Source organism: Maridesulfovibrio ferrireducens, from assembly GCF_016342405.1.
Lineage (GTDB): Bacteria > Desulfobacterota > Desulfovibrionia > Desulfovibrionales > Desulfovibrionaceae > Maridesulfovibrio > Maridesulfovibrio ferrireducens_A.
The window spans coordinates 176063-200889 of sequence record NZ_JAEINN010000005.1; the positions used below are offsets into that span (position 1 = coordinate 176063).

A 24827-nucleotide genomic window follows, 5' to 3' on the forward strand; every position below is an offset into this window, starting at 1 on the left:
ATGTATGGTATACTGTGACCCGCAAGGGGTACTTCAGAGAAAGTCTTTTTGTCCAGAGAGGATTCTAATAATACGGTTTTTAACAGTCCTAAAAAATAGAGGATATATAGTAAAGTTCAGTTGTAAATATTATTTGACTTAGTCGCCTTTATTTCCTCTGCGATATCGGTCAAAGTCAGTCAGTGTGTCGAGAGCTGCGTCCGGCGTTGCCCCGTAGGGAATGATCGGAAAGTTCAGAGCTTTAACTTTTTTCAGATAATTGGGATATTGATCTTCTTTGATGTATTCTACATCAAGAATAGTTATCCCTGAATCAGAAAGTTCTTTTGCCAAACTAAGTCTGTAATTTTGATCTTCTTTGCTGAAAACATTGGTCAGCAGACTTTCCAGACCGACCATGTTTACTGTTTTGAAATATACATCGCGGTAGACAGGTGAACAGTCGGCAATTACTCCCAGCCCGTTCTGAGGGCAGATAATAAAATCTTTACCTGATTTTGCACGGCAGTAGTCAGCAATTCTTTTAATTAGTTTGACCATGTCATCTGCTGCGGATTCTATGTCTACACCCTGTTCATGCCAGAACCAGTATCCATCTATAATGTCCAAGTAAACTCCGTCAAATCCTGCTTCTAAGATGCGGTCCAGATATGGGCGCAGTCCTGTTTCCCACCAATCCTCGCGCCAATAGCGCACTTTATAATTTGCAGGCCAGTCCGGGTTTTCCGGCCCGAGAAAATTCGGAGGATTATCCTTCCATTTATTCTGCCAGTAAAATCTGTATTCTTCAGCTTCACCAATGGAAAAATAGCAGAGGACCGTCTTGTCGAATTTGTGAAGAACGGAAATGTCTTTAGTTGTGAATTTTTTGCTGTCGGTTCCATCTGCCGAGTAATCCATCACAATTAAATCGTATGGTGATTCAGCCAACCCAGCAATAGATGGAGCTTGCAGCCAGTAAGCCCAGCTTGTAATATCTTTTTGTGCTTTGTGAATAGTTTGCTTCAAGGGTGCCTTTTGGGGGCTTTCAGGTTGCTTTGCTGTGCATGAAGTTATTGTCATAAGTATGAGTGCCGTAAATAGATATTTAAATTTCATAATGTTATGTTGATTCCTGCTGTTACTCTACATGGAACTATATTTATAATTTGATATTACAGAAAATTGTAGCATTTCATTGTGGAAAATAAAAGTAAGATCCTTGTTGCTTCTTTATAAAAGTGCGATGGAGAGGCTTAAAAGATTGAAAATTTCTTTTCATTGTAATCATTAAGGTTTATTAGTTATTACAAAGTTTATATTTGCTTGATTGAATTATAGTTATCACTTTATTGGTATCAGTTAGAATGTTTGGCAGATATTTTATGTAAGCAGTTATTTTTATTAAAACATATTTTAATCTCATAAGAGATTCTAAATACTTAATCTTTGACTTGGAGTTAGGAGGGGTAAAAGTGAAAAGATCTTTATTTGCCGTGATGTTTTTGGTCATGATTCTTGCGGGGTGTTCCGGATCATACATGAAAGGATATGTTCAGCCTCAAGGTATTGCTAGTGAAGCTCGTCATGCCGCTGTTCTTCCTCTGGTTAATTTGACCACGACACCGAATGCCGGACGGATGGTCGGTGATTTGCTCTCAACAGAGCTGTATTCTTCCACGAAGTTTGACCTGATGGAATCTACAGACATGCTCAAACGCGTGAAAGGGGAAGATGATGATCTGGAATTTGTAATGGAAGATGTAGTGGCTCAAAAAGTCGGAACCCGTCTTGGTGTTGATACCATTATTTACGGTTCGGTATCTGAATATCAGTACAAACGCGGCGTAAATCAAAGCCCAACTGTTGGAATAAACCTCAGAATGATTGATGTCTCTTCAGGGAAAGTTCTTTGGGCTTCATCTGTATCTAAGAGTGGAGGTTGCTTTTTCGGATGCACAGAATCTTTAAACAGCGTAGCTCAGGAAGCCTTGACAGAAATAGTCGCTTCAATGGCCTCTGTTCCGGCTCAATAGTTTTTCTCGTGGTGTTAATATCATTTTCATTGTTCGGTAGTACCTTTGCTTTTGGTAAAAGCAAAAATCAGGTGTCGACATGGAGTTGTTATTATGGACAGCAGGATAAGACTGAGGAATTAGCCCGGTTCGATCTTGTTGTTTTAGCCGTTGGTGGTCAAAATCCGGTTCCTTTGCGCAAGGCCGGTGTTAAATGTCTTGTATACGTGAGTCTTGGTGAAGTGCATGCGGACAGTCCTTATTACGCTGAAGCCGCAAAATCAGGATTGCTTGTCAGTTATAATGAGAACTGGAATTCATGGGTTGTTGATATCCGCCGTCCTGAATGGAAAAAAATGCTTTTTGAGCAGATTATCCCTGATGCGCTCAAGGCCGGATATGACGGTCTTTTTTTTGACACGCTGGATTCTCCGATTGATATGCAGAGGCGAGACCCTGATACCTATAAAGGGACTGAGCGTAGCTCGGTGGAATTGATAAAAGACATCCGAAAGCATTATCCTAAGCTGCTTCTTTGCCAGAATCGCGGATTTGATATTATTCAGAGATCCGGACCATATGTTGATTATTTTCTGATTGAAGGGCTTAGCAGTTCCATGGATATCGGTACGCAGATCAGAAGTGATGTAACGGAAAAAGATCGTGATTTTTTGATTTCCAAGGCACGAGCAGCCTTGAAAAATAATCGTAAACTTGTGGTTCTGAGCCTGGATTATGTTCCTTTTGATGATGTGAAGAATATTGATAAGGCCTATGACTTTTCACGCAAACAAGGATTCGTGCCCTATGTCAGCACCCCTGAACTTAATCAGGTTAATACCTATGCGCCTGCTCCTTAGTTTTATTCTTCTTATGATCTCTGTTTCTGTCGCTGTTCCGGCGAGTCATGCGGCTCCGCTCAAGCGTAAAGTTCTGGTTTTTTATAATGGTGCAGAAGAGCGGACGGCCAGATCAAATCTTTTTGTAGAAGGATTTGCCATGCCGCTTAATTATTTCGGAATCCTGTACGAGATTCGCGATATAAATAAGCGTCCGCTTCCTGACGAGAAGGAAATGGAACAATATCTGGGAGTTTTTACTACTTTTTCAGATGAGATAATGGTGGAACCGGAAGAGTATCTGAATTGGCTTATTAAGCAGCAAAAAAATAATCGCAAAGTTATTATTGCAGGTAATATTGGTGCGAGGCGGGATCTTAATGATAAAAACGTTGATTCTGCTTTGATAAAGAAAGTTTATTCCAATTTAGGTTTTTCATGGCAGGGCAATGCCACCAACGCCCGTACTCGCCTTTTGTACGATTATGTTGATCAAAAGCAGATGAATTTTGAGCGCAAATTATCTCTTTTCCCTTCCAGATATATCCCTATTGTTCCCGCTGATGAGCAAGCCAAATCGTGGGTGACTGTAAAGATTAAGGGTAAGCCTGATTCTGAAGGCTGTGTTGTTGGTGTCAGTCCGAACGGAGGTTTTGCTCTTGATGGATACATACGCTGGCAGGATCCTGTTAATTATCTTAAGCAGTGGTATTTAAATCCTTTTGAATTCTTAAAACAATCTTTGGATCTTACTGGATTACCTGCTTTGACTCCTACTACTCTGAATGGTCTTAGAGTCGCATTTGCTCATATCGATGGCGACGGTTTTGCCGGGTATACTGAAATTGATAAAAACAAGAATTGCGGTGAAATAATAATGGAGCGAATTTTTGCCCGTTATGACTTTCCGAATTCAGCATCAGTAATTGCCGGAGAAATTAACCCCGATGTCAGGGGAAGTCTGACGAATGTTGAACTGGCGCGAACTCTTTTTGAAATGGAGAATATTGAACCGGCTTCTCATTCATATACTCATCCTTTTGCTTGGAATGAAAAGTTGAGAGATTCTCCTGACTACGCCGACAGCTTTGTTATCGGGCAGTATGAGAAAGACGGGTATAAGTTTAATGCAAAGTATGAAATCGTAGATTCCTGTGAATATATTTCTACTGATCTAGCTCCACCTACGCGTCCTTGTAAGACGCTTTTTTGGTCAGGAATGTGTGATCCAACCGAGGATCAGGTTGCAATTGCCACGAAAGCCGGAATTCTTAACCTGAACGGCGGCGGTACTGTTTTTGATGCCCGCCGTAATTCATATTTCGGAGTATCTCCTCTTTATAGAGAGCTTGGTAAGGAAAGTCAGATTTATACAGGGCAGGCAAATGAGAATATCCTGACGAATTTGTGGGAAGGTCCATTTTTCGGATTCCGCAATATTGTGGAGACCATGAAGCGGACCGGATCACCCCGCCGGATTATGCCAATCGATATTTATTATCATTTTTACAGCGGTGAAAAGTTTGCGTCTCTCAAAGCACTGGAAGATGTTTACGATTGGGTTGTCGCGCAGGACTGTGCGAACATTTATGCGTCGGCCTACATTAAAATGGTCGAAGGATATCTTTCTGGCAAAATTGAAATTATAGATGCCGATAACTTTGTTGTAACTGATTACGGGAATTGTCTTTCTCTGCGACTGGGCGGAGCTGATAAGGTTCCAGATCTTTCCAGATGTAAAAATGTTCTCGGGTATGATGTTCAGCCGGAAGGAATATTTGTGCATTTGAATCCGGGAAAAGAACGGGCAGAAGTTGTATTATCTTCAAACCTTAAAGTGAATTCAAACTTTGCATATATTAAAAACGGTTCAGGTTGGATAAGAGATTTTCAGCATTCCCAAAGAGGAGTGCGGTTTATATTTGAATGTTTTGGAAAAGGAAAAATTGTAGTAGGCGGCCTTAAACCTGATCAGACATATAAAGTTCTCGGAAATAATTTTTCGGAATTAGAGGTGCGCAGCAATAATGGCGGCGAGGTTGTTTTACAGGATGTAACGTCAGGACCGTTGGAGATTTCGCTGATTTGAATATCAAGTTGTGGCGAATACTTTTATTTGTGCTCATAATTATCGGAGCCACCGTTCTTATCTATCCTTTCCCGAGAGATATGGTTCCGCTGTATCTAAAAAGCGGTGAGATAGCGAAGGCTTCTGATTTAATTTCGACACTTTTGGATGAAAATCCTGATGATCTGCAACTGCTTACTATAGGAGCGGATGTTTATCTTGTCCGTGGATTGCCGGATAAGGCCATTGCCAGTTTAAATAGAGTTCTTGAATTTAAGCCGAAGGATCTTGCTGTTCTTGAAAAACTGGTTCAGTTTTACGAATGGAATGTTATGCCTCGTGAGGCTTTGCAGACATGGGAGAGGATCTCAAAAATAAGTTCAAAACATAAAAAGCCATTTGAAAAACTGGTTATGTATTATCGTTTTTACAACATGATTCATGACGAAGTCGGCGCGATTATAAAGTTGAACAATTTACAGTCAACTCGTGAATTTACCGATGTTTTTCAAAAAGGGATAAATCTAGAAGTTGCCCGGCTCTCCGGAAAGTACGATGAACAAAAAGAAGATCCCTATCAGGATTATCTTATCAGGCATATTTTTATAGTAGGCGAGCAGTTCAGAATTGCTCTAGCTGATAATGAGAAAATTAATTATTTAGAGTTTGTTACTTATGCTCTTGAATATTATGTTGAAGTTGATCGTATTGAAGAGGCTTTATCCTTTGCTTCTTATATGGATAAAGAAACGGGGAAGGGATTAAAAAATCGTATTCAACTTGTTAAAGTTCTTGGCTGGTCTCAGCAATATACTGCTGCTTTGGATTTGGCGGAAAAATTATATAAGATTAAGCCGGATAGCACCATATTGCTTAGAGAAATGGTCTGGTTGGCTCAGAGTTTAAACAGATATGATCTAGCTGAGTTTTCATTGGAACAGTTGGTGCGCATTGAGCCTGATAATAACCAGCATCGTGAAGATCTGGGGAATATGTATATGCAGACCGGAAAATTCGGTCAGGCCGTGGCTCTTTTTCGTGATTTGGCAGATAAAATTGGTAATTTATTCAAATATGCTCATGATATGTTAAGAGCTGCTTTATATAGTTCTGATACAAAGTTGATGGCAGAAGTCGTGGCAGAGACTGAATCTCTTAATATTTCTGATCCTGAATATCAGCGTACAAGAGCTGAACTTTTACTCGGACTTAATCGTCCCCGCGAAGCATATGCAATGCTTAGGGCCGTGGCTGAAGGGCCCGGCGGTGAAATCGAAGATTATGTCAGACTGTTGGACGCTGCCGGAGCAACAGGAGATGATAAGCTTGTTGCAGAGACCGTCGATTTAGCCTTACGTTTTAAGCCGGATGACATTTCACTCATGCGCCAAGGGGCCGAGGCTTGGATGAATGCCGGTAATCCTTTAAAATCATATCAATTATATCGTAAAGTCGTTCGCAAAGAAGGGCAGGAGAAAGACGTTATAGGTATGCTGCTTGCCGCTGCGGAAACTCAGAAAATTAAAACCGCAAAAGAGGCTGCCGGATACGCAACTAAGGTGTTGCCCGATAATATTAAAGTTCTGTCTCAGGCCGGGGAGATAATGCTTTGGCTGAATTCTCCGGTTGACGGTTACCCCTATTATAAAAAGGCTGCGGTCCTGACCGGCGGAGAGAAAGAAGCTGTTATGAGGCTTATGCAGGTGGCGTCTTTTACTGCTGACAGCAAAATTTTTAGGGATGCGGCTACAACTGCGGTTAAATTAAGACCTTATGATGAACAGGTTGCAATGCTTGCCGCAGGAGTCTGGGCTGCTGCCGGAGACATGGAAAAAGCGAAACAGTTGATAGTCCGGTTTGCAGATAGAAAGGGCGAAACGTATGAAATGCTTCTTCAATGGGCTGATTTAGCAGATAAATCAGGACTTACCGAAGAAGCTTACAGGCTTTATGATCAAATTTATTCGTTGAATTCTAAAGATAAAAAGGTCCGCGCAAACTTGGCAAGGCTTGCAGGCTGGACGAATCGGCCAAAGGTATCTGCGAAGCTTTTCGGTGAGATGTCTGATGAGCAACCGGGTAGTTTTTCTTTGGCAATACAGGCCGCAAAAGGGTATTCTGACTCAGCCGAATATGCCACGGCTGTCGGTTATTATGAACGGGCTTTGTCTCTCAAAACGAGTGACACTGATTTAAAGCTTGAACTGGCTCTTAATTATGGTCTTGCAGGAATGAATGCGAAGCGGATCATCCTGTTGCAGGATTTGTATATACAGGGAGTGCTTCCACAGGGTGAAAAGATAGAATTGGCCAGAGCATATCTTGAAGAAAAAGATCCGCAAAAGGCTTTGGAAATTCTTGAACCTTATGCGCGTCTTAGGACTCTACCAAGATTTGAAGGGTTTTTGCTTGCTTCCGCTTATGATCAGGCTGGGCGCGGGCGCGAAGCCTCTGAAATTTATAAGAGGCTTGGACGTGAACATAATAAGGATGGAATTTTTATGGCTAGGCTTGGAGCTGAGGCCCTCTTTAATAATCATATTGATGAGGCTTTTCATTTGTTTGAATCAGCTCTCAGGGTGGATAAAAAGAACCAGACTGCGCTAAAGGGGATAGCAATAATTTATACTGAACGAAATGAGTATAAAAGGGCTATCGCCAAGTTCCGGGCATATAATAGAATTGTACCGGATGATGCCGATGCCAGATTTCAGCTTGGAGAGATATTTTTGCTGGTTAACAGAGAGGGTGATGCTGTAAGGGAATTTAAAAGAGCGAAGCGGATATTAAAGAGACAAGGGAAAGTTCAAAAGAATCTATCCATTCAAGCTAAAAAGATAATCGACAGGGAATAATTTTGAAAAAGGTCCGTGACTTAAAAATTTTTATTTTGGCAGTAGCATGTTTGCAACTGTTGATCTTATCCTCTTTTCTTCAGGCTGAAGAAAGAATTGTGTCATCGACATCCGTAGCTCAAAATAGTCCTTTTGTAAAAAAATACGGTTCTAAGAGGGTGTGGACTGTTCGAATTTCATCTTTTTTGAGAGCAGAGAATGCTTGGAATTTTTATTCATATCTTCAAAAGCTTGGTTTTAAGCCTGTAATGGTCAGGCTTTTTGATTCAAAATATCGTTTGTGGAATATTGTTCAGATCGGAGATTATCCCACACGCAGTCAAGCTAAAGCTTCCGGACGTTCTTTTAAGAAAAAGATGAATCTCGATTATCAGATTAAGAGTATGAATTTAGGGTTTCTCGCTGCAAGAAAGGCTACTTCACCTGATACTCCTTTGCCTCTAAGACCTGATAAAACATTTGTAGGTGATCCGGTCAGACCAAATGTTGTTAAAACTGGTCCGGCGGATGGGAATATTCCAGAGGATTTAAAGGGCGGATCAGAAGAATTCTTTTATGAAATTGATCAGAATGATGTGTTGCGGGCCGTTTCTCAGCGTCAGCGTGAAGTCATTTTGGCGCGCATAATGGTCCGTCGCGGTTATGTAGATGACGGAATTAGATTGTATGAGAAGTTGGTTAAAATTTATCCCGAAGATATGGATTTGCGCGAAGAGTACATTTCTACCCTGATTGATAATGAGGAATATAACAACGCCGAAAGTCTGCTTCAAGGTTGGCTTGACGATGACCCTGTAGCCGCAGGAGCTTTGCGTCAATCGGCACGTCTTAAACTGCTTACAGGTGATTATGCTCAGCAACAGGCTTCCCTTAATTATATTTTACAGCTGCGCCCCGGAGATACTGATGCGTTGTCTTCCAGTGCATATGGGCGTCAGGAAGGGGGAGACTGGCTTGGAGCTATCGAGAGTTTTTCCGAACTGATTGACCGCGAGCCTAACAATGTTGATGCGCGTCGCGCTTTGTCCGGTCTTCTAACGCAGCGTAGACCTCGCTTGGGCCTTACTCCGCGAGTTTATTTGCAGACTAATGACACAATTACAACTTCAATGAAGACGAATTTTTCTATGCAGCTAGACAGCCTGACGCGGGGCGAATTTATTTATGATTTTGCGCAGATTTATCGGCCTGAAGGGGATGGCATCGAGAAGGTTGATAAAACAATCAACCGTGCAGTCTTTTTGTTTCGCAGAGATTTTTCACGTAAATTTACCGGAATTTTAGGCATCGGTGCTTTTGAGGGGACAGCAGAAGGGGTTACCGGAGCGCTTGGTTTTGACTGGCTGGTTCACGATTCCGGTCCTGTTTCATTTTTGGTTGATTATAATAATCCGTGGATTGATGAGCCTTCCGCAGCAAATTATAAAGGTCGTTATAATCAGGTTTCGCTGACGTATGACGGATTTTATAATGACACTTGGGGATTGTTCATGAACGGACAGGTTCGTCAGTATGTTGTGGATAATGACAGATTGTATGGGACCAAAGGTATTTATAATGTTATTTTAACAAGAAAGCTTTTGAATAATCCTGAACTGTATGTATCCTATTCATATTATCGGTCACATTTTAAATACGATGATGAAAATTATACTCCGATTACATTGGTACAAAATGAGAGTATTCATACTTTGAGCACAAGTTTTAGTAAGTGGTTTTGTGAGACTATAGGGGTTCAGGTTGCCGGAGGTATAAGACAGGATGAGTTTAAAAGTTCTCCGAGTTATTTTGCTTCTCCTAATTTGATTGTGCGACTGGGTGAGCGATGGGAATTTAACGCAGGATATGAGTATAGCAGTGATTCCGGGCTAGCTGGCGGAGGTGAAAGTCAGGCTATTACTGGTGGCATCAGTTATGTTTTCTAATATTATTTATTCAGCGGGTTGCAAATAATGCTTAAGGTTCATGCTGTCGTAAAAAAATATAAGCTCTCAAAGTATTTTGAAGTGTTAACAGGAGTAATTACACTCACTGTTATTAATTTTATTTTTTTCCGCTCTGATCTAGGTTTTATTAACGTGTCTCCTCATCCCTATTGGATTATCGTGTTGCTTACCGCTTCCCGTTATGGGTTCAGTGGCGGAGCATTTGCGGGATTTATCACAGCTGTGGCCTATTTTGGATTTGTACTGCTTTCAATTCCGGACCTTGCTCTTGTTGAATTTAAAAGTCTTTCCATGTGGGGAAAGCCTGCTTTGTTTTTTATTGTGGGTGTTGTGATTGGCGAAATGCGGGAACTTAATATCAAAGAATATAGTTTGTTAAGTGAAGAGCGCGATGCCTATAAGGAAGCCTTCAATAAAATAAAAATAAAATTTGATGTCTTAAGTGAAGCAAAGCAGGAAATTGATACCAGAATTATTTCTCAGGAAAACACTTTGGGAACTTTGTATGAGGCTGCGCAAGGTCTTCGTACTTTGAGTCAGGAAAGTATTTTTCCTGCGGTTCTTGAGATTCTTATAGAGTTTATGAGTGTCGAAGATTGTTCTATTTATACCCTCGAGGGTGATGAATTTAAGCTGAATACCGCGATAAGGCATGGGAGAAGTTCGCTACCTGACAGAATCCCTTATTATGAAGGTTTAATGGGATTGGCAGCTGAAGATAAAAAAACAGTTTCGATTAAAGAAGTGGCAGATTCTGAAAGCATGCCGAGCGGTATAATTATCTCCGCACCGATTTTAGCAGATAATCAAAAACATGTTATCGGCGTCCTGAATGTCGAAAAAATGCCGTTTATGAAATTTAACAGTGACTCTGTGCGAGTTGCCGGACTTGTTGCCGACTGGTGCGGAAGCAGTATTGAAAACGCGACAATATTTCAAGAGACCAAAGATAAACTCATCGCAGATGAAATGATTGATGCTTATACTTATGATTATTTCAAAAGGAGATTGCGTGAGGAATTTGTAAGATCACGCAGGTATGAGCTGGATTTATCACTAATTTTATTAGAATTTCCAAGTATGGAAAATGCTTCGGATGATGGTAGAGAAGAAGTTTTGATGGCTTTCAGTATGATTTTGAAAAATCAGATTCGCGAAATTGATATTTTGTTTTTGAATGATAAGCCCGGTTCTTTTTTTCTGGTCTTGCCGACAACTCCGGTGGCAGGTGCAAGGGTTGTCGTTAAGAATATTTTGAATGCGTTTAGAGCGCTGAGTATGATGGCATTTGAGTCCGATGAAAGTCTGGTTGAGATTCGGGCCGGAGTGTCTGGCTACTCTATGGGTATGGAAGATCCTATGGACATGGTTAAAGCCGTAGAAGAGGATGTCGTCAGTGTTTTATTCGCGGAGTAAAATAATCCTTTCAGCGCGGCTTTGGTTCGCTGCCGCCTTTTTATTTGCATATTGGTTTGAAACTGGTGCGTTCTGGTTTTATGTGAACAGGTCTGAATCTCCCTATTTTGTCTACGCTGCTGTTTTGTCGCATACTTTTGCAGCATTATCTTTTTTTATTACGAGGCCGAAGCCCAGAGCTTTGCCGGGGATCGGATATTATTATCCCCGCTTGGCAGCTCTTTTTACTTTTTTCATGCCCGGTATCGGACTTTTGGGTATTTCAATGACTTTGTTTATGTCCAGAGTTTTTATGACAAGTCACGGTCTTGCCGAGGAATATAAAGAAAAAGCTTTTGAGGGAAGCGGTATAGATGTTGATCTTCCCGAAGATATTAATGTTTTTTTGTATGAAGAATTGGATATTCATCCTATTGCGGATATTCTTGCCGGGGATGATGTCGGAATGAAGCGTGGCGCTGTTAATCTGCTCAGGCGGATTGGGTCGGCAGAGGCTGTTTCATTACTTAGAAAAAGTCTGTCAGATGAAAATGCAGAGGTCCGTTTTTACGCACATATCGCTCTTGCTCGCCTAGAAGAAGATTATGCTCAGTCATTGGATAAAGCTGAGATACGCACTAAAAAATATGGTAGTGCACAATCTTACGCAGAGCTTGGGTCTGTCTATAGAAAATATGCTCAAAGCGGTCTCCCAGAAATTAATATTCAGGAACAATCAATGAAATCGTCTTGTGATAACTGGAAGATTGCTTCTGAAATGGTTCCTGAGAATACTGATTATCTTATGAGGCTGGCAGAAATTTATATTGAGAGCCAGAGGTTTTCTGAAGCAGTTGAAATATATAAAAGCACTAGGAGTAATCCAAAGCTTGAACTTGAATCCCGCTTGGGAATGTGCAGAGCTTATTTTGAAATGGGTAATTTTATTGCATTGTTTCATGAAGTTGAGACTATGCGGGCGAAACCGGAGTTAGAATCTTCTGATCCATTTAAAAAAGTTGTGTATGATTTTTGGATGAATGGAGAGTCTGCGTATGAATAATGAATATGATAAAAATGAAAAAGAATATGACGTTTGTTTACTTCTTGAGGGGACTTATCCATTTGTTTCCGGTGGTGTATCAAGCTGGATTCATAATTTAATTAAGGGAATGCCTGAACTGACATTTACAGCAATCTGTATTTTGGCAACATCTAAGGAAAAAGCAGAGTACAAATATGAAGTTCCGGATAACTTCGTAGACCTTAAAGTTATTTATCTTCATGATCCGATTGATAATAAAAAAAGTCCGTTTAGTAGTATTTCCAAAAAAAACATGCAGAAGTTGAGGAAGTTTCATTACAATCTTGATAAGTATGATATCGGTTTTATGACGGAAATTGTTGATCTATTCCGTGATGATAAATATCCGCTCAGTGAGTTGTTGCATGGTAAAAAGGCTTGGGATTTACTTATTGAGATATATAAACCTGATGTGAATAAAGAGTCTTTTATCGATTATTTCTGGACATATCGTTTTACTCATCTTCCCATTTTTAAAATGCTTCCAATAACTCTGCCTAAAGCAAAGGTTTATCATACTATCTCGACAGGTTATGCTGGTCTTTTAGGCGTTATAGCCAGAGTTACAACCGGTCGCCCTCTGTTGCTTACCGAGCATGGCATTTACGTGAAAGAGCGTAAGATAGAAATTTCGCAGGCTGAATGGATTTATCATAAGAAAGATGAAAGATTCAGAGTGGACAGCAAGCTTGGAGCAATTCAAACGTTCTGGATTCGCATGTTCGAGCAACTTGGAAAGATTTGTTACGACTATTCTTCAGAAATATATACCCTTTACGAAGGTAATAAGCAGCTTGAAATTCTTGAAGGGGCTGATCCAGCTAAAATTAAGATAATTCCTAATGGGATCAGTCTTGATAATTTTTTGGGACTAAAACCGGAAGATCATGATTACAAAGGGCAGACAGAATTCGCTGTTGGTTTTGTCGGCAGAGTTGTGCCTATTAAAGATGTGAAGACTTTTCTCAGAGCCTGCAAAATTGTTGCGCTAAAAATAGAGAAATTGAAAGTTTATATAATGGGGCCGACTGAGGAAGATGAAGAATATTACGAAGAATGCGTAAACCTTGTAAAGTTGCTTCATATTGAAAAGGTTATTGAGTTTACAGGAAAAGTTAAGGTTACAGATTATCTGCCTAAACTTGATGTCATTGTACTGACCAGCATAAGTGAAGCTCAGCCGCTTGTTATAATGGAAGCCAATTGTGCCGGAGTGCCTGCTGTTGCTTCAGATGTGGGTTCGTGTCGGGAGTTGCTTGAAGGGCGAACTGTTTCGGATAAAGCTCTTGGTCCTTCCGGGATTGTAACAAAAGTTGCAGATCCGATCGGGACAGGAGAGGCTATTCTAACAATTCTACAAAAACCTATCCTTAGAAAGAAAATGTCATTGGCGGGCATTGAGCGGGTAAAAACATTCTATAAAGAATCTGATTTGAACAAAACATATTTAAAAATTTATCACAAATATATGAAGATGGAAGACTTGGAGTAACTGATGGCTGGAATCGGATTTGAATTAAGGCGAATGCTGGGCAAAGACAGTTATCTGTCTGAGATGTCGGCTTACTTGTACGCTGCGATGGTTTCATCCGGACCGTGGCTTATGAGTGTTCTCTGTTTATCTATCCTAGGGTTGTATTCATATTCCGGTTTTTCTCGTCTCGATCAGGAAATTTTCAGGACAACTATTGTTTATGTTTATGCTTTTATGCTGGTTTATGTCGGATATATTCAACTCGTAGTAACTCGTTACCTTGCTGATAAGTTCTATCTGGGTGAAGAACGACTCACCCTTACAGCTTTTTTTTCCAGTTCTATCCTTGTGCTTATTGTCGGTTCTATTATCGGGATTGGAGGACTTTGGACCTTTGAATTAACTATAACGTATAAGATTATAGCTGTTGTCCTCTTTCTGATTGTTGCAATGATATGGCTGGCGATGATTTTTCTTTCCGCAGTAAAAGATTTCCGCAGTATTGTGCAGGCCTTCGCCATTGGTACATCTATCAGCGTAGGAGTTGCCTTTCTGCTTTATCCTTTGATGGGGCTTGATGGGTATTTACTTGGATATACTTTGGGGCAGGCTGTTATTTATTTCTGGCTTCTGGCAAGGCTTTTGGCTGAGTTTCCGGCCAGACGGGTGTGGGATTTGGGTATGCTGTCCTATTTTTTAAAATATTGGGAACTTGCGTTGATCGGTATGCTTTTTAATCTGGCAATATGGATAGACAAAATTTTATTCTGGTTTGCCCCTGATTCAAGAATGGTGGTTCCTTATTTGCGAACTCATGATATGTATGAAGGACCGATCTTTTTTGCTTATTTAACAATTGTTCCGACTTTAGCTATTTTTTTGGTCAAAATTGAAACTAAATTTTATGAGCATTATCATGATTATTTTGCAAAAATAATTTCAAAAAAAGACCTTTCCAGTATTTTGGAAGAGAAGAAAGGAATGGTTATCATACTTAAGGAAAGCTTGCGTGAAATTTTAATCGTTCAGGGATCGTTAACTCTTCTGTGTTTGTTTATGGCTTCCGATTTTATTGCGATTGTAGGGCTTTCTCCTATTCAAAAGCCACTCTTGCAGATAGCTTTGATCGGTTCATTGATGCAGGTTATGCTCTCAGTTGCTGTGATTATTTTATTCTATTTTGATTTGCGGAAAGAGGTTTTGCTGATAACTTTGATATTTCTATTCAGTAATGCGGGTCTTACTCTGTTAAGTATGAAATTAGGGTTTACTTTTTACGGATACGGTTACTGCTATTCCTGTTTTATTTCTTTAATGTGTGCATATTACTTTGTCTCAAAAAGCGTGACAGATCTGGAGTATATAACTTTTGCTGGGCAGCCGATAATTTAAAATTATGAAGGAGTCCGCTCTATGAATAAAAAAACATGTCTGGTTACAGGGTGTGCAGGTTTTATAGGAAGTCACCTTACTCAGCGACTGCTTGACCTAGGTCATTTTGTTGTGGGTGTAGATAATTTATTTTCCGGATATGTGCACAATATGAGTGATTTTTTGGATCATCCGGATTTTAAATTTCACGAAGTCTCTGTTGTCGAAAAAGGGTTGCTTGAAAGTTTAAAAGAAGCATATCCCGCGCTTGATATAATATTCCAGTTGGCGGCTATAGTGAGTGTTCCTTATTCTATTGAGGTTCCTGAATTTACGATGGAAGTTAACTTCGACGCGACCAAGAGAATGCTTGAGTCGTCCGCAAAGCTAGGGTTGTCAGCTTTTGTTTTTGCCGGTTCTGCCGCAGAATATGGCAATGAAGAGCGACTTCCTGTCCGTGAAGAATATGCGACTGACGAGGTTATGCGCTTAAGTCCATATGGAGTTGCGAAGTATAAGTCTTCTTCGCTGATCGAAAAAAGCGGGTATGGATGTTCTTTGCGTTTTTTTAATATCTTTGGGCCAAGGCAGGACCCGACAAGTCAGTATAGCGGAGTTATTTCAAGATTTGTTGATTTCGGTCTGGCTGGAAAAAATATGGTTATCTTCGGCGACGGCACTCAGTCTCGCGATTTTTTATATGTATCTGATGTTGTTGATTCTTATTTAATTGCTGCCGGACTTGATCTCGAGGGGCGTGGTCCTCTTACCGGAATTTACAATGTAGGAACTGGACACGGAATTTCAGTTTTGCAGTTGGCCGAGACTGTTTCCACGTTGACCTTGGCACCTTCTGATGTTGTTTTTAAGCCCGAAAGGGCAGGAGATATTAAACATTCTCGTGCAGATATAAGTAAGATTTCAGTAGTGGGATTTAGTTCTTCTGTATCTTTTGAAGATGGTTTAAAAAAAACTATTGAATGGGCAAAGTCCTGTAAATAGCTATTAAAGATTACTGTCTTGATAAAATATAATTATATTAAAGAATAAAGGTTTATAAAATGGTTGAGAGTCTCGTTGAATCAGAAGTAAACATTCCCGTTAATGCTGAAGTTAAGGAAGCTGCTGATGAGTATGTTGAAAAACTGTTCAGTAAGTCTAATAATGATTTTGAAGTTGTAGAAATTCTTAAAAAAATGGCATCCGAAAGAATTTATCATGATATGATCAGCAACCCGGATGAGTATAAAACAAAACCTCATCTTGCATCTGTTGAACGTTGGGATGGAACGAAGCCTGACGGGCCTAGAGCTTTTTTGAAAAAGAAAGTTGTTCTGCCGTCTTTGCCTCAAGTTTTGATTCAGATTCAAAAGGTTCTTAATGATTCTGAAAGTTCAGCCAATGATCTTGCTGAAGTGATAAGCATGGACCCCAAGCTTGTCGCAGCAATTCTACGCCTTGCCAACAGTGCTATGTACAGTTTCAGAACTGAGGTAGATACCCCTACAAGGGCGGTTGCTCTGTTGGGTTTTAAACAGGCTGGGTCTTTAGCTGTCGGAACAGTGTCCCTCAGTTTGTTCAAGCGTTCTAAAGTAGCCGTTCTTGAACCTGAAAGATTTTGGAAGCACTCGATAGCTTGTGGGATTATTGCTCAAGAAATTGCCCGTTTGGCAAACCTCGGTGATCCAGAGCGTTTTTTTGTTTCCGGTCTTCTCCACGACATAGGGCTTTATGTTATTTTTGAAAGCGAGAAGAGCCTTGCTGTTGAGTTACTGCGTATAGCAAATCAAGAAGGAAAAAGTCTCTATGGTGCAGAAAGGAAATTGTTAGGCTTTGATCATGCCATTCTTGGTGGAGTTATCATTAAAGATTGGAGCTTTCCAAAAACTCTTGTGGTTGCGGCTGCCGGTCATCACAATCCTGAAAAAGCTCAAAATGATCCCGATGCAGGGGTTGTGCATATTGCTGACTATGTTGCCAGAGCATTAGGATATGACCTTGGAGTTTCGTCTGTTCTTGGGGCTGTTAGTGAAGTTGTATGGGATAACCTCGGGATAAGTATTGATCAGTTTAAGGAACTAATCCCTCAATTTGAATTACTTATTGATGACATTTTTGAAATATTAAAACCTGAGTAGATCATAAGAATTGTTGTTTTATATTATTGATACGATGAACTAAAAATGCCCGGCATGAATAATGTCGGGCATTTCTAATTGTTGTTTTAGAATTTTTTATTTGACCATTTCGTTTCCGGATCGACTCCAGGCCAAAGCTCCTCCGGCAAGGGAACACACTTGCTTATGTCCATTATTATGGAGATAGCTGCCGACAATGTTAGAGCGATATCCCGATCCGCACATTACAATTACCGGAATATCTTTGTCTGTCTTTAATCCTTCTTCGAGCACCTGTGTAAGGGGTTTATGAATTGCTCCCTTGATATGCCCTGCATCCCATTCCCCTGGGGTTCGAACATCAAGCAAAAGGAATTCGCGGTCATCCTGCATAGCTTCCCGCAAGTCCCCGGTGGATTTTTGCGCAAGACTTTTTACAGGATAGCCGGCAAGCAGCCACGAACTGATGCCGCCGAGAAGGTAGCCGAATATGTTGTCATATCCAATGCGATGCAGCTCAAGGCACATACGGTCATAGTCTTGTTTTGAATTGACTACCAAGAGCAAGTCTGCATTTGGTTCAACGACCATTCCAACCCAGTTCGCAAGTTGTTTTTCAAGGCCGATGTTGATGCTGCCGGGAATATGGAATCCTCCGAATCCGGCTGCGTCTCGTACATCTATAATAGTGGCGCCGTTGTCCATTATCTGTTTGAACCTTTCAGGGTTCATGGCTTTGTCTAAAGGACATCTTTCAAGAAGAGGAGCTCCTTTGAAGTTTGTTTCAATTATGTGGCTGAATGATTTTGGACGGGCCGGAAATGATTCAAGCACCACCTCTTTAAATTTTTCAAAAGATTCAAATTTCAGCATGGGATTGTTGCGTCGTTCATAACCCAGAGTAGTACTGGGTTTGGCGCTCATTCCTTTACCGCAAAGGGAACCTTGCCCATGCGCTGGAAAGACTTCCAGATAATCGGGGAGTTTTCCCAGTTTTACGTAAAGGCTATGGTAAAGGTTCTCCACCTGCTGATCCAGAATTTCATTTCCGGGCAGATCCGGGCGTCCTATGTCGCCGACAAAAAGCAGGTCTCCGGTAAGAATCATCCACGGATCAGTACCGCGCATCATATCTGTTATAAGAATAGATATCGCATTAGGTGTGTGTCCGGGAGTATGTAGAAACTCGAGTTGGGCACTGCCTATAGTGATGGTATCGCCTTCTTTAAGCGGAGTATGAGGGTACGCTACCTTTGCATTTTCATGTATGAATAGCTCCGCTCCGGTTATTGATTTAAGCTCTTGTTCTCCGCCTACATGGTCAGCGTGAACGTGTGTGTTTATCACATGAGTAATTCTCATTCCCTCTTCACGGGAAATATCCAGATACTCCTGCACATCCCGTTTGGGATCGACAATCGCCATCTGTCCTGCTGCGGGACAGCCTATAACATATGAATAGCAACCAAGCCCTTCGGTGGTTATCTGTTTGAAAAACATTATTAAGTATTCTCCTGCATTACCTGTTAAATTTTAAACTTTTCTACCCATAAGTCATGAAGATTACAGAAGCTTGTTGCATAAAATTTCTTTCCTTTTGAAGGGCGCGGATATCTGGACACAGCGTATTTATCCGTTGGTGCAAATGTGTGAGCTCCAATCGGGTTGCCTTTGGAATCAACAAGAGTGTGGCGTACAATGTAATGTTTTTCAGACATTGGATGCGGCGTGGTTATAATAATTTCCGTATCAGTGACTTCTATTTCTGGAACATGGCTTCCGGCTTTACCTTTCCAATGACCTTGGTGTTTTTGGGTGAAGGCTACATTGTATGGAAACTTGAGTTCGTCCTCCGCCGATGCGCTTCCGCCAGCCAGAAGTGTTCCTGCTACTGCCGCCACTGACACTGCCATGAATTTTCTTCTTGAGGTCATTTGTATACTCCTTTTATAGGTATTAAGACTCAGTTTTCAGACGGGGATAACCGCCATCATTGAAGTTTTGAAATATTCATGTTTTTTTGCTACTAAACTTTCTTTCAGTTTATTCTATAGATGTCGGTTCTTGTCAAGAATGATTACTGTTAGTGATAATTTATTTTACTCTTTCCATCCTTTGCCGTTAACCACAATACGGTTGAGTGCAAGAGCCATCTCTGATGCGGCCATTTTGTCCGTTACTATTTCAATATAAGAACCGCTATCCGCCTTTGTTGCTATATCTAAGGACTCATCCAGTTGTTGATTATTTACGACCTTTGCTGCGAACCAGTCTGTCATGCCGAAGGCATCAGGGAGCTTGCTATAATTCCATTGTGCTAAATCATTATAGTATATGTATGGATCTTCGCACAGCATGCGTTCAATAAGGTAACCATCATTGTTCAGGCAAAGTATAACGGGTTTAAGACCGAATCTGCCGAACTGGCTTATTTCTTGAACCGTGAGTTGATGCGCTCCTTCGCCGGTTATAAGAATTACCCTGCGGTCAGGCGCTGCAACTGCTGCCCCGAATGCCGCCGGGGTTGCCCAGCCGATGGAACCCCATAAAGTCTGGTTATAAAATGTGGCTTCGTCAGGAAGTTTTGCTGTGACGAGTCCCATAGACGCTGTGCCGGTTTCAGCCATGATGATGTCACCGGTGCGGAAAAACTTTTCTATTCGAGGGTATAGCGATTCAGGAGTAATTTCAGCTGTTGCTGCTCCTTGCGGATTTCCAAGACCTTGGACCTGATGTTTTTCTTTAATTTTCCGCACTTTTATCTTTTTACCTAAAGCTGTGATTACATCTTGTATGAGCACGTTTTCATAAGTTGCGCGTCCCACATGCACATGATCAGGATGAATGTTTATTTCGCCGATAGGATTTATTTTTATAGTGAAAGCTCCGGTGTTGATATCAGACCGGATAGTTCCGAAGCTGATAACCAGATCACTGTCTTCGACAATTTCACACACGTCCTCAGCAAGAAGGTTGCCGCAGTAAACCCCGATAAAATTAGGATGAGATTCTGACAGAGTTCCTTTTCCCATAAACATGGAGGTGAAAGGGAGTCCCGCTTTTTCTATTATCTGCTGTGTTTCACTGCGCAAATCATAACGACCGATTAATGTTCCAACTACAGCAACAGGGGATAGAGCATTATCAATTTTATCGATGATGACTTGGACTACTGTCGCAAGAGTTTCAGCGTCGCTTGTTTGTTTACTGATTGGATGTGGTTTGGAGCAGCCTATTTCCATCAGTGCAAAATCAGCCGGAATACCAATGTAGACGGGCATTTTTTGAGTTAAGGCCGCGTTTATAAGTCGTTCGATTTCTGAAACACTGTTTTCGGGGGTCAGGATTGAACTTGCACATACTACGGGCTGAACCATCTTGTGAAAGAGATCAAACTCCCCGTTACCGAGGGTATGATGCATAATGTTATTCCCTTCAAGAATGGAATGTTTGGGCATACCCACGATGTGGAATATCGGCAGATGTTCAGCGTAAGCCCCGGCAATGCCGCCGAGGGCATTAAGTTCACCGACTCCATAGGTTGTGCAGAGGGCTGAACATCCTTTGATCCGGGCGTAACCATCCGCAGCAAACGATGCGTTAAGCTCATTGCAGCAACCTATCCAGTTTAGTTCCTGATCATTGCATATGGCATCATTAACGGGGAAGGCGTAGTCGCCCGGAACCCCGAAAATATCCGTGATTCCGATTTCTTTCAGACGCTGGAGCAGGTGCGATATGACTGTTTTGGACATGGCGGTTTCCTCAGATGAATGTAGTCTTGTTATAGCGATATTATTAGCTAAAACAATGACACCTCATAAAGGTCATGTCCATATTTTAGTGAAAAGTTTTGATACCTATAAGGGTATTTTTGTTAATTTGCTGAAAGTAAGCTCGATTATAAAAGTTTAAGCTGGAACTTTATAATGTTTGAGTTCTTTTCATGTTTATTAACTTTTTAGATTTTGAGTCAGAAATTTATCAAGCTGGTTTGTAAATTTCTGCTTGTCCTTGGGGCCGAGAGGGGCAGGGCCGCCTGAAGCCAGACCTCCGGTACGAAGTTCTTCCATCAGGTTGCGCATACTTAATAATCCTTTGATATTCTCCACCGTGTATAGCTCGCCTCTGGGATTTAAACCGATAGCTCCTTTAGTCACTATTTTATCGGCCAAAGGGATGTCTGCGGTAATAACGAGATCACCCGCTTCTGTCAGTCTGGCAATTTCATCATCGGCTACATTGAATCCGGCTGAAACTCTGATTGAATCTATTAGCGGAGATGAAGGCGTGGCAACAGATGTATTGGCAACCAGTGTCATCTTAATTTCGCGCCGTATAGCTGTCTTGAACAACACTTCCTTAATAATATTGGGGCAGGCATCTGCGTCAACCCATATATGCATATTGGTCCTCTTTAATTTTTGTAGGCGGTTGGTTTCCGTCCTATGCGAGTTGATCTAAAATATTATCAGAGTCTCTGCAACTTGCTTTACGTGGTGAAGCTGTCGCAAATTAACTTCTTGAAGTGCTATGAATATTAAAGCTATAAGAAAGACGTTGACTGTGTTTGTATGCTGATTTTAGTTCTCAATAATTGCAAATAATTAATTTGTGACAAGTGTAAACACTATGGTTGATAAAACACTCTCTAGTTCGCGTGGCTTCTCATTGCGTGCAAAATTATTATCGTTATTAATAGGTCTTGTTGTTGCTACGTTAGCTGTAGCCGGAATGACGCTGTGGTATGTTTATGCAACGCAGGATATTTTCCAGCATATGGAAAAGTCTGATATTAGCGCTTTGCTTTCCGCGCAGGGTCTTGAAAAAGAATTGATGGCTCAGCAGGGGCTCACAACTTACTATTCACTGGATCATAACGAGCAATGGCTTGTTCGTCTCGATAAACATAATAAGCAATTTGAAGCTTTGCTCAGTAAAGCCAGAGATACAAATTATCTGGATGAGGGAAGGACTATTTTAAATAGTATTGACTCCGACTATTTACGTTATATTCATTCCCGAAATGAAGTTGTCGATTTATATAAGAAGAATCTTAATAAGGAAGGAGTAAAACTGCATCGGCAAATTCGTACCCGTTTTCAGTCTATTTACGATCTTTGTGAGCAATACAAGCAATTACATCAAAAACGTATTCGGCTTGCTGCAGTCAATTACAAAGAGCAGGCAAAAGTTTTGACTGTTTTGTCTCTTGTTGCCGTTCCATTGTCCGCTCTATTAGCTGTATGGATTGGTTTTATTCTCATTAAGCGTATCCTTGATCCTATTTACCGCTTATCCAGACTGGAAGAAAAAGAGATGCCGGATCTTCTTTCAGGTGAAATGGGCGCGTTATCCGAACGGATGCAGACTTTAATTGATGATGTTGAAAATGCTTACGATATGCTTCAACATAGTCGCGATCAGGTTGAGCAGTCCGAGAAAATGGCCACAGTGGGCAAGCTCGCAGCAGGAATGGCGCATTCCATTCGCAATCCTCTGACTTCTGTGAAAATGCGTTTATTTTCACTGGAACGCAGTCTTGATCTTGATATTATTCAAAAAGAAGATTTTGATGTTATTTCTGAGGAAATCAGACATTTAGATACAATTATAAGAAATTTTCTGGAATTTTCTCGTCCTCCTAAACTTCGTCCTCAAGTGGTCTCTCCGTCTGAATTGGTTGACAGTACCTTGAATTTACTTAGTCATCGGCTGGAATCTTGCGGTGTTGTTGTAACTGTTTGCCGCAAGGAAAAATTGCCCATAGTGAATGCCGACCCTGAACAGTTCAAAGAAGCTCTTATGAATTTGATTCTTAATTCCTGTGAATCAATGGTTGATGGAGGTAAAATATCCATCACAGAAGATTCTATGACAATTGCTCCTTACGGCAAGATGGCAACTATAACGGTTGCGGATAACGGTCCCGGAATTCCTGCATCGTTCAAGGATGATATTTTTAAGCCGTTTTATTCTACTAAGGAAGAAGGGACAGGACTGGGTTTATCCATTTCTAATCGCATTATGATTGAACATGGCGGATGGTTACATCTTAAAGATTCGGAGTCGCAGGGGACTTCCTTTGTGATGGCTTTACCCCTGAAGGAAGCAAGTACATGGCTGAGATCTTAATTGTAGATGATGATTCGCAACTTCGCCAAAGCTTTGAAAAGCTTTTGAAACAGGAAGGTCATTTAGTGCGTGTAGCCTCCTCCGGTGAAGCCGGTGTGGCGGCAGTAAACGAGTCGGTTCCTGATTTGGTTATTATGGATATGCGTATGTCCGGTATTACCGGTCTTGAAGCGTTTCGACTGATGCGTGAAACCGCTCCCCGTATGTCCGTGATAATTATGACTGCTTACGGCACAACCGAAACAGCTATCGAGGCCACCAAAATGGGGGCCTATGATTATATTTTAAAACCGTTTGATATCCCGGAAATGCTAGCCTTGATTCATCAGGCTCTGGAAACGTCTAGACGGAGCAAAGAGCATACGGCAACACGGGAACAAGTTTCGTCGGCAACGAATCAATTGCTGGGCAGCAGCCGTGCGATGCAGAAGGTCTATAAATCTATCGGACGGGTTGCGGCAACAGATGCGCTGGTACTTATCCGGGGGGAATCCGGCACAGGAAAAGAGTTAGTGGCTCAGGCTATTTATAAGCACAGTCTCCGTCAGGAAAAACCTTTGTTGATTATTAACTGTGTAGCCATTCCTGACACTTTACTTGAGTCTGAACTGTTCGGTTATGAAAAGGGCGCGTTTACCGGAGCAAACCGGAGCCGCGCAGGACGGATTGAGCAGGCCGCAGGAGGCACCGTTTTTCTTGATGAAATCGGAGATATGCCTCTAAATATTCAGGCTAAAATTCTTCGTTTATTACAGGAAAAACAATTGGAACGGCTGGGTGGCGGAAGTTCAATTCCGGTTGATGTTCGTATTCTGGCGGCAACGAATCGTGATCTTGAGAAAGCCGTGGCGGATGGAGAGTTTCGCGAAGATTTATATTACAGACTTAATGTCGTGACCATCAGACTTCCTAAGCTTTGCGAACGGAATGATGATGTGTTTGAACTCGCTAATCATTTTTTAGACCGCCTGAGTGCTGAAATGGAAATGCACAATCCAGGTTTATCAGAAGATGGCAAAGAATTTCTTGTAACTCATGAATGGCCCGGCAATGTCCGTGAACTTTCAAACGCGATACAGAAAGCCTTAATTTTTAATCGTGGCGCTCCTATAACGCGGGATGAGCTTACACAGGTTGTAGGGCTCAGTTCCGACAGGCATGCTCCTTCTGATGTCTCAGATGATGCTTTCAAGGCGGAAATTCGGCAGGTACTTACAAAGCATGCCGGGGAAAACGGGTTTGAAATGCTCATGGATTACGCAGGGCGTCTTGTTGTCGGGGAAGCTTTGGAAATCACCGGAGGCAACCGGACCCGTGCAGCAAAATTGCTTGGTATGTCACGTCCTACTTTGAGTGCCCGAATTGATAAATATGGTTTGAGAACTCATATTAAAGTTAATTAAAAAATTACCAATATATCTGCTTAATAAAAGCCGTCGTCCATGTCTGTGGGCGACGGCTTCTTTTTCGTGTTGTAAAAAAAATGGACAGTTGCAATGTCTTTTATCTTGTTTAGCTTTCCTCTTTTTATTAAAATATACAATTAATT

The 24827-nt window shown here is 41.2% G+C and carries 18 protein-coding genes; 13 read left to right on the top strand and 5 right to left on the bottom strand.

Annotation, left to right across the window (positions count from 1 at the left end; all coding sequences use genetic code 11):
• Positions 1-138 precede the first annotated feature (138 nt).
• Positions 139-1098: an MJ1477/TM1410 family putative glycoside hydrolase gene (locus tag JEY82_RS07585; protein ID WP_369681153.1), complete on the bottom strand. Its 960-nt coding sequence runs from the start codon at positions 1096-1098 to the stop codon at positions 139-141.
• Between the two features lie 356 nt (positions 1099-1454).
• On the opposite strand from JEY82_RS07585, the gene JEY82_RS07590 reads away from it, so the two are divergent.
• From JEY82_RS07590 to JEY82_RS07640, 11 genes are all read left to right on the top strand, one after another.
• Positions 1455-2015 carry a GNA1162 family protein gene (locus tag JEY82_RS07590; RefSeq protein ID WP_304084463.1) on the top strand — a complete coding sequence of 187 codons (561 nt, stop codon included), beginning with the start codon at positions 1455-1457 and terminating at the stop codon, positions 2013-2015.
• A gap of 71 nt (positions 2016-2086) precedes the next feature.
• Positions 2087-2854: an endo alpha-1,4 polygalactosaminidase gene (locus tag JEY82_RS07595; protein WP_304084466.1), complete on the top strand. Its 768-nt coding sequence runs from the start codon at positions 2087-2089 to the stop codon at positions 2852-2854.
• Positions 2838-4922: a polysaccharide deacetylase gene (locus JEY82_RS07600; protein ID WP_304084469.1), complete on the top strand. Its 2085-nt coding sequence runs from the start codon at positions 2838-2840 to the stop codon at positions 4920-4922. The genes JEY82_RS07595 and JEY82_RS07600 overlap by 17 nt, the downstream gene beginning before the upstream one ends.
• Positions 4919-7756: a tetratricopeptide repeat protein gene (locus JEY82_RS07605; RefSeq protein ID WP_304084472.1), complete on the top strand. Its 2838-nt coding sequence runs from the start codon at positions 4919-4921 to the stop codon at positions 7754-7756. Before JEY82_RS07600 ends, JEY82_RS07605 begins: the two co-directional genes overlap by 4 nt.
• 2 nt (positions 7757-7758) lie before the next feature.
• Complete coding sequence (locus tag JEY82_RS07610; RefSeq protein ID WP_304084474.1) at positions 7759-9681, top strand: SPOR domain-containing protein; 1923 nt, start codon at positions 7759-7761, stop codon at positions 9679-9681.
• Positions 9682-9708: 27 nt separating this feature from the next.
• The gene (locus tag JEY82_RS07615; RefSeq protein ID WP_304084476.1) at positions 9709-11118 is read left to right on the top strand and encodes a GAF domain-containing protein; all 1410 of its coding nucleotides are present in this window, start codon (positions 9709-9711) and stop codon (positions 11116-11118) included.
• A complete protein-coding gene (locus JEY82_RS07620) occupies positions 11099-12160 on the top strand; it encodes a HEAT repeat domain-containing protein (RefSeq protein WP_304084478.1) in 1062 nt (353 codons plus the stop codon). The genes JEY82_RS07615 and JEY82_RS07620 overlap by 20 nt, the downstream gene beginning before the upstream one ends.
• Complete coding sequence (pelF, locus tag JEY82_RS07625; protein ID WP_304084481.1) at positions 12153-13673, top strand: GT4 family glycosyltransferase PelF; 1521 nt, start codon at positions 12153-12155, stop codon at positions 13671-13673. The genes JEY82_RS07620 and pelF overlap by 8 nt, the downstream gene beginning before the upstream one ends.
• A 3-nt stretch (positions 13674-13676) precedes the next feature.
• Positions 13677-15047, top strand: coding sequence for an exopolysaccharide Pel transporter PelG (pelG, locus tag JEY82_RS07630; protein ID WP_304084483.1), 1371 nt, complete (start codon positions 13677-13679; stop codon positions 15045-15047).
• A 21-nt stretch (positions 15048-15068) separates the two neighbouring features.
• Positions 15069-16028, top strand: coding sequence for an NAD-dependent epimerase/dehydratase family protein (locus JEY82_RS07635; protein WP_304084487.1), 960 nt, complete (start codon positions 15069-15071; stop codon positions 16026-16028).
• A gap of 59 nt (positions 16029-16087) precedes the next feature.
• Entirely contained in the window at positions 16088-17164 is a 1077-nt protein-coding gene (locus tag JEY82_RS07640; protein WP_304084488.1) for an HDOD domain-containing protein, read from the top strand.
• A 96-nt stretch (positions 17165-17260) separates the two neighbouring features.
• Here the strand turns inward: JEY82_RS07640 and JEY82_RS07645 are convergent, their stop codons facing one another.
• The 4 genes from JEY82_RS07645 to JEY82_RS07660 all read right to left on the bottom strand — a co-directional run bounded on the left by JEY82_RS07645 (position 17261) and on the right by JEY82_RS07660 (position 21549).
• Complete coding sequence (locus tag JEY82_RS07645; RefSeq protein ID WP_304084489.1) at positions 17261-18643, bottom strand: MBL fold metallo-hydrolase; 1383 nt, start codon at positions 18641-18643, stop codon at positions 17261-17263.
• Positions 18644-18669: 26 nt separating this feature from the next.
• A complete protein-coding gene (locus JEY82_RS07650) occupies positions 18670-19077 on the bottom strand; it encodes a desulfoferrodoxin family protein (protein WP_304084490.1) in 408 nt (135 codons plus the stop codon).
• 165 nt (positions 19078-19242) lie between these two features.
• Positions 19243-20898, bottom strand: coding sequence for an alpha-keto acid decarboxylase family protein (locus JEY82_RS07655; protein ID WP_304084492.1), 1656 nt, complete (start codon positions 20896-20898; stop codon positions 19243-19245).
• Between the two features lie 198 nt (positions 20899-21096).
• Positions 21097-21549: a YaiI/YqxD family protein gene (locus JEY82_RS07660; RefSeq protein WP_092159493.1), complete on the bottom strand. Its 453-nt coding sequence runs from the start codon at positions 21547-21549 to the stop codon at positions 21097-21099.
• A gap of 226 nt (positions 21550-21775) precedes the next feature.
• Here JEY82_RS07660 and JEY82_RS07665 point away from each other — a divergent pair, with 226 nt between their 5' ends.
• Both JEY82_RS07665 and JEY82_RS07670 read left to right on the top strand, forming a co-directional pair.
• A complete protein-coding gene (locus JEY82_RS07665) occupies positions 21776-23278 on the top strand; it encodes an ATP-binding protein (protein WP_304084494.1) in 1503 nt (500 codons plus the stop codon).
• A complete protein-coding gene (locus JEY82_RS07670) occupies positions 23263-24681 on the top strand; it encodes a sigma-54 dependent transcriptional regulator (protein ID WP_304084496.1) in 1419 nt (472 codons plus the stop codon). Before JEY82_RS07665 ends, JEY82_RS07670 begins: the two co-directional genes overlap by 16 nt.
• Positions 24682-24827: the final 146 nt, after the last annotated feature.

Excerpts from the sequence above, each read along its gene's own strand:
- JEY82_RS07585 (WP_369681153.1), bottom strand. The coding sequence starts at position 1,098 with ATGAAATTTAAATATCTATTTACGGCACTCATACTTATGACAATAACT.
- JEY82_RS07600 (WP_304084469.1), top strand. The coding sequence starts at position 2,838 with ATGCGCCTGCTCCTTAGTTTTATTCTTCTTATGATCTCTGTTTCTGTC.
- JEY82_RS07615 (WP_304084476.1), top strand. The coding sequence starts at position 9,709 with ATGCTTAAGGTTCATGCTGTCGTAAAAAAATATAAGCTCTCAAAGTAT.
- pelF (WP_304084481.1), top strand. The coding sequence starts at position 12,153 with ATGAATAATGAATATGATAAAAATGAAAAAGAATATGACGTTTGTTTA.
- pelG (WP_304084483.1), top strand. The coding sequence starts at position 13,677 with ATGGCTGGAATCGGATTTGAATTAAGGCGAATGCTGGGCAAAGACAGT.
- JEY82_RS07635 (WP_304084487.1), top strand. The coding sequence starts at position 15,069 with ATGAATAAAAAAACATGTCTGGTTACAGGGTGTGCAGGTTTTATAGGA.
- JEY82_RS07640 (WP_304084488.1), top strand. The coding sequence starts at position 16,088 with ATGGTTGAGAGTCTCGTTGAATCAGAAGTAAACATTCCCGTTAATGCT.
- JEY82_RS07645 (WP_304084489.1), bottom strand. The coding sequence starts at position 18,643 with ATGTTTTTCAAACAGATAACCACCGAAGGGCTTGGTTGCTATTCATAT.
- JEY82_RS07650 (WP_304084490.1), bottom strand. The coding sequence starts at position 19,077 with ATGACCTCAAGAAGAAAATTCATGGCAGTGTCAGTGGCGGCAGTAGCA.
- JEY82_RS07655 (WP_304084492.1), bottom strand. The coding sequence starts at position 20,898 with ATGTCCAAAACAGTCATATCGCACCTGCTCCAGCGTCTGAAAGAAATC.
- JEY82_RS07660 (WP_092159493.1), bottom strand. The coding sequence starts at position 21,549 with ATGCATATATGGGTTGACGCAGATGCCTGCCCCAATATTATTAAGGAA.
- JEY82_RS07665 (WP_304084494.1), top strand. The coding sequence starts at position 21,776 with ATGGTTGATAAAACACTCTCTAGTTCGCGTGGCTTCTCATTGCGTGCA.
- JEY82_RS07670 (WP_304084496.1), top strand. The coding sequence starts at position 23,263 with ATGGCTGAGATCTTAATTGTAGATGATGATTCGCAACTTCGCCAAAGC.